The following is a 5,898-nucleotide window of genomic DNA, read 5'->3' as shown; positions in this document are numbered from 1 at the left end:
TAGTCCAAGATTGGGAAAAAGTTGTAAATGGTCTGCGCGTTGATAGAGATTGTGATATCTATATTACTGGCTCCAATTCATCCTTAATCTCTGGCGAGCTTGCTACACTTCTTGCTGGCAGATATGTAGAGTTTGAAATACAACCATTTACATTTGATGAGTTTATAGAAGTATTTCAGGAAAAACATCTAAGTAAGGAAGAGCTATTCACTAAGTTTGTTCAATTAGGTGGTATGCCTACCTTAAAATACTTTAACCTAGAAGAAAATAGTAGTTATAAATATCTAAATGATGTGTATCATACGGTTTTGATTAAAGACGTGTTAACACACAATAAGATTCGCGATGTAGATATTTTCAATCGAATCCTATCATTTACTATACAAAATATAGGGTCCCCTGTTTCGGCAACTAGTATTAAAAAGTATTTAAAGAGCGAGCATCGGGATGTTTCTATTGATACTATCCTGAATTATTTAGACTATTGTCAGCAAGCTTTCATCCTGAAAAAGGTGTCTAGATTCGATACGGTCGGTAAAAAGAATCTTAAAATCGATGAAAAATATTACCTTACGGATCATGGATTTCGGGCTGCTAAGGGGTATTCTAATACGAAAGATATTGAACGAGCCCTGGAAAATATCGTATATATTGAGCTGATTTCTAGAGGATATACCGTAGAAATTGGGAAAGTAAAAGATATGGAAATCGACTTTATCGCCACTAAAGATAAGGAACGAATATACTATCAAGTGTCCTATCTCATGGAAACAGAAGCCACACGACAACGTGAATTTGGCGTCTATGCTCATGTACAAGATAATTACCCTAAGTTTGTTCTCTCCATGGATACCGTTGACTTTAGCCAGGATGGAATCATTCATAAACATGTCATTGATTTTTTGTTGGAGAATACAGAAACAGGAAACGTAATTTAATATAACGTATGCAAAAAGAGACTGTAACAAAATGTACATTTTTACATTTTCGTTACAGTCCTTTTTTATATACCGTATTTCTTCATAAAAAACGCATCTACTTCGTCTATAGTATAAGATCGTGTATTCTTTAACGAATCTATCCCCTTTGCCAATTCCTTGTTTAACTCTTCTTTCGACAAACTAGCTAAGGATAATATTTTGTGCCATTTATTTTCTTTTGATACTATATGTAATTTTTTAGCCAAAAGGCTGCCATTCGCCATGCCTATTACACCTGACCTTTTATATTAAAGTTATCATCTATACTATTACAAAAACACTCTAGTAGCGATTATACATTATTCCCCCCCTTTTAGCCATGTAAATAATTATATGGCTGTACATCACTAGAGATATCCTCACATACTTTTATATAAATTATACTAATTATTTTTCAAATTGATTTAAAGAACTTTAAAGGCCTTTCCTATCATTAACCATTACAATGTTTCTTCCAATGTTTCCACTTTTTATTGAAATGTGCTTCATAATTATTATTCTTAAATAGAGATTTCATCATATTAATTAAATCATCACAGCCTATGCTTGTAGTATCCACATCAAAAACTACATTACCATGTGAATTAACATTAAGCAGTCGTTTTATATCTTGATTTTTAGCATAAAATTCGTCTATTCCAGTGAATATTATAAATGTTTCTATAATTCTTCTCATAGGATTTAACATCATACGCGGCTTACCTGCATGATATAAAAAAGCTAATTCATACCACAATCCATCATATATATTAAAAAAATCATCATTTTCTTTTTATATGAACAATACTTATTTCATCATTAATTCTTACCAATTTATAAAAATTATTATATTCATACGGATTATAAGACTGTTCTCTAATATTAATAACATCATATACTAATCCTTGATAAAAGAAGATATTATGTGTCAATAATACAAATATATCTTGACTACTATCCTTTTTTATACTTTTTATTAGTTTATTTAATTGATCCATCATAAAATATTGAACTGTATCATCATTAGAATTCATAGGATCATCAAAAATAATAACCTTTTTTTATTATAATCCTCGATACTTTGTAATGACTCTAAAAAATATAAAAATGCAATAAGATTTTTTTCCCCTGTCGATAATTCTTCTATCCTCCGTACTTCTCCTTCAGTATTTTTAATTTCATAATATTCTAATTTTTCTGCATCATCCTTTTGCAAAACAAGTTTAAAGTTTGTTAAACCTTCTAACTTTGCATTTATATTATTCACTAACTTTTCGGTACTTTGAGTCTCCCTCACCAATTCTATTATCTTCGCCTCATTCTGGATAATATTGTCTTTGATTATATTAGCTTCATACTTAATCTCTTTAATTTCCTCTTCTAAACTTTCTATAGATATATCTAACTCACACTTCTCTCTTTGAATAACTTTATATTTCTCATCAGAAATATATATTGCAATATGATGTAACTCTAATATATTTCTCGCTTGTATTTTTTCTGCATTTAGATTATCTATCTTATTATTGAAGGCTGTAATATCTTCATTTATCTTATCTATATAAATAGAATAGTCAACTTCTTCTAATAAAATAATCGGATTAATTTTTTCAAACTGATTTTTCTTCTCTAACGCTTCCTTCATTGTTTGAAATCCATTTAATGCTTTTGTAATCTCCCCTCTTAATAATCTAGTTTGAAGACCTATCTTTTCTTTATATGGTTCTTGCAAATCATTAAAGTCAAACTTTATCTTTTGTAGGCTAGAAATAGCCTCACCAATTTTTTCTTTCATGCGATCAACCTCTTTCTTGATCGCTTTTACTTCATCAGCATCAAAATATTTTTTTATAGCTAGATATCTCTCTTCAGAAATTAAATTTCCACAAAACTTACATTTCTCACCTGGCTTATGTAAATGTATTCCTGCCTCTAAATACACATATTCTTCACCCACAGGAAGTTCCACGATAGATTTTTCTTCACTAATCAAACCTAGCACTTTATTAACTTCATTTAAAAAATCTTCCGGCCTTTTAAACAAATCATATGATATCATACCTACTTTATCAGTTATTTCCATATATAAAGTTTCTTTTGCTTCATTTACCTCTGTATCTGATATTATTCTAGCTTCTCCAATTTTGTCTTTTATTGAATTTTTATTATACGTACGATTATCAAGTATTAGTTTCTTATCATACAAGCGACTCATTTCGCTTGCAGCATCTCTTAGAAATCTACCTTCTTTATTATTTAAAGTTACTATTTGATCCTCTAGCTTCTTTTGTTGATTGGCCTTGCTTCCATCAATATTCTTATTAATACTATTTTCTAATGTTTGAAGATTATCTAGTAATATTTTATTTTGAGCATTATATTCTTCTATTTTCTTCTCTATATCTTTATTCTTTTCACCAAGAACAATTGCATTTAATAAACTATTTTCTCCTATAATCGACCCAAACCCTTGAAATGCGCATACTTTTAAACTATCAGAGTTATAATTATCCACTATTACTTTTGTTAACGTTGACTTTCCAGTTCCATTTTTACCATATATAAAGTTCAACTTTTTATCTAAAGATAGCTCATTTAATATAAAAAGTTTTTCAATTTGATAAATTAATCTTCATATATCCTCCCTGTAAATTCAGCCATATCTCTTAGAACAAAATAAATTTATTATTACTTTTTCTCTATCAACACCTGATAGAGTTTCATTAACTCTGCTACGCACTCTTCTTCTGTCATTTTTAAGTCAAATCCATAAGCTCGCATCACAGCTCGATTATTATCTCGATGGGCCTCTCTTAATTCAATTGGCATAGTCACTTCATCATATAGCTCTGCCAAGGTGGAATTAGGATATAGTTTTCTAGCCGCTAAAATCTGCTTTGCAGTATTTTCAATGGCTACTCGATGTTGCTCCTGTAATTTTGGCCATGGGAATGTGTTATAAACTACATCCTTAGAATATCTATATCGCATTTCTAATCGACCTGCAAACGCACGCATCCATGCCATATGAACATTAGATGTGACGATACCAAAATCAACTAAATCTGCATTAGGTATAATTAATGTTCCCATTACTGGAATGGTCTCTTTATCCAAAAAACCAATAGGAATATATCGTCTTTTTTCAGAAGATACTCCTGGTATAATTAAATACTGCTCTGGATTTAATTGTTCTCTAAATAATGTAGGTGTTAATGCTAGCTTTTTAGACTCTGCCGTATTTGCAGCTAGTCTTGCCTCTTGACATGCCTTTACTCGTTTTAATACCATCGGCATCTGCTTTAACTCATTCGGTGAACACCCCACTAGCCATAAACAATATCTCTCTTTATTATTAATAAATTCTGTCGCCCCTACCATCCGTTTTATCCATTTTAATGATTGTGGACATTTTTCTTTAAACTCTAAAAATTCATCTGGTTCAATTTTTAAATGATTGTAATCGCATGGTTTATTGGGAGCAACCATCGGCTTTTGTCCAAATAAAGGTTTAGAAATACTTGTTACAACCCCATTAAACCCTGCTACTAAATAAGGGCTAATTTTATCAGCATATGAAGATAGTCCATCTGCATATAACACCTTATTTATATTATTTTGTTTTCCACTAAATCCTATAATTACACAGTGTACTGCTGCACCATCGGTTGATTCACTACTCCATTTAAACGTTCTATGTGCAAAAATGATTTCTACATCCATGGCATATAAAATATTCCACAATAAAGCCACTTGTTCCCCTTGTGTAATGGAATTTGTAGATACAAATGCACATTGTATTCCATCATTTTTCTGTATTAACTCAGCTGATTTAATATACCAAGAAGAAACATAATCTAGTTTTCTATATTTCTTTGAGTACACATTAAATACTTTATCCATATCCTTCTTCTGTGATTCGGATGCATACTTTGATCCTACAAATGGAGGATTTCCTATGATATATGATATCTGCTCAGCTGGAATCACCATTTCCCAATCCATTTGTAAGGAGTTTCCTTCATGAATATTTGCATTCGTATGAAGTGGTAAGAAGTCCATCTCTTTATGAATAATCGCTTCTGTTTCTTTAAACATCTGGGCCTCTGCAATCCAAATGGCAGTTTTGGCAACAGAAACAGCGAAGTCATTAATTTCGATTCCATAAAATTGTTGAATACTCACCTTAATAGGGTTAAATTCTTTTTCATCAAATCCAAGTACCCCTGTACCAGCTGCATCTGTTATGGTTTCTCGCAAGATATCATTTTCTAATCTTCGTAAAGATAAATAAGATTCTGTTAAAAAGTTACCTGACCCTGCTGCTGGATCAAAAAACGTTTTCGATGCCATCGATTCTTGCAATTGCTTCAGTGCCTTCATCCTAGCCTTGCCAGTTTTTAATGTCATCGCTTCTTTATATTCATTTTTGAATGCATCTAAAAATAATGGATCAATGAGTTTATGAATATTTTCAATACTTGTATAATGCATACCCCCGTGACGTCTTGTTTCCGGATTCAATGTACTTTCAAAGATAGCACCAAATATGGTTGGAGATATTTCACTCCAATCAAAATTACATGCATCTTGCAATATTAGCTGAATGGCTTCTTCTGAGAATTGGGGAATTTCTACAGCATCGCTAAATAAACTACCATTGACATAAGGGAAGTCTAACAAACTTTCAGTTTCATAGGGACTACGATTGCTTTCTGGCGTATCCAAAATACGAAACAAGTCCATCAAAGCGTTACGAACTTGATGAGGTTGGAAATCTTTTAAATAATCATGAAATATATTTTTCTTACCAAATAAACCAGAATCTTCTGCATATAGACAAAACACAAGTTTTACACAGAGCTTATTAATATTACTGTAAAATCTCATCTTCTGTTAGAGTCCATTAATTTTATATTGTTGTAATAAACAATCATAT

6 protein-coding genes are annotated in these 5,898 nt (G+C 31.1%); 1 reads left to right on the top strand and 5 read right to left on the bottom strand.

The annotated features are described in order from the left end of the window. Positions 1-938, top strand: a 938-nt coding sequence (locus HMPREF9200_RS05095; RefSeq protein WP_009353750.1) for an ATP-binding protein, incomplete at its 5' end; no start/stop codon positions are given. Between the two features lie 65 nt (positions 939-1,003). Here HMPREF9200_RS05095 and HMPREF9200_RS05090 read toward each other — a convergent pair. The 5 genes from HMPREF9200_RS05090 to HMPREF9200_RS05070 all read right to left on the bottom strand — a co-directional run bounded on the left by HMPREF9200_RS05090 (position 1,004) and on the right by HMPREF9200_RS05070 (position 5,849). Further along, positions 1,004-1,204, bottom strand: coding sequence for a hypothetical protein (locus HMPREF9200_RS05090; protein WP_009353748.1), 201 nt, complete (start codon positions 1,202-1,204; stop codon positions 1,004-1,006). 209 nt (positions 1,205-1,413) lie between these two features. Further along, positions 1,414-1,716, bottom strand: coding sequence for a hypothetical protein (locus HMPREF9200_RS05085; protein ID WP_141558203.1), 303 nt, complete (start codon positions 1,714-1,716; stop codon positions 1,414-1,416). Positions 1,717-1,741: 25 nt separating this feature from the next. After that, entirely contained in the window at positions 1,742-1,960 is a 219-nt protein-coding gene (locus tag HMPREF9200_RS05080) for a hypothetical protein (RefSeq protein ID WP_141558202.1), read from the bottom strand. Between the two features lie 29 nt (positions 1,961-1,989). After that, on the bottom strand, positions 1,990-3,531 hold the full coding sequence (locus tag HMPREF9200_RS05075; RefSeq protein WP_009353752.1) for an AAA family ATPase: 1,542 nt from the start codon (positions 3,529-3,531) through the stop codon (positions 1,990-1,992). A gap of 116 nt (positions 3,532-3,647) precedes the next feature. Further along, positions 3,648-5,849: a DNA methyltransferase gene (locus HMPREF9200_RS05070; protein WP_009353749.1), complete on the bottom strand. Its 2,202-nt coding sequence runs from the start codon at positions 5,847-5,849 to the stop codon at positions 3,648-3,650. Between the last annotated feature and the right edge of the window lie 49 nt (positions 5,850-5,898).

It is taken from the genome of Veillonella sp. oral taxon 780 str. F0422, assembly GCF_000221605.1.
GTDB lineage: Bacteria > Bacillota > Negativicutes > Veillonellales > Veillonellaceae > F0422.
This window is presented reverse-complemented; position numbering and strand designations above follow the sequence as displayed.

What these genes read in the sequence shown, in the direction of transcription:
- HMPREF9200_RS05090 (WP_009353748.1), bottom strand. Translation starts at nt 1,204, where the DNA reads ATGGCGAATGGCAGCCTTTTGGCTAAAAAATTACATATAGTATCAAAA.
- HMPREF9200_RS05080 (WP_141558202.1), bottom strand. Translation starts at nt 1,960, where the DNA reads ATGATGGATCAATTAAATAAACTAATAAAAAGTATAAAAAAGGATAGT.
- HMPREF9200_RS05070 (WP_009353749.1), bottom strand. Translation starts at nt 5,849, where the DNA reads ATGAGATTTTACAGTAATATTAATAAGCTCTGTGTAAAACTTGTGTTT.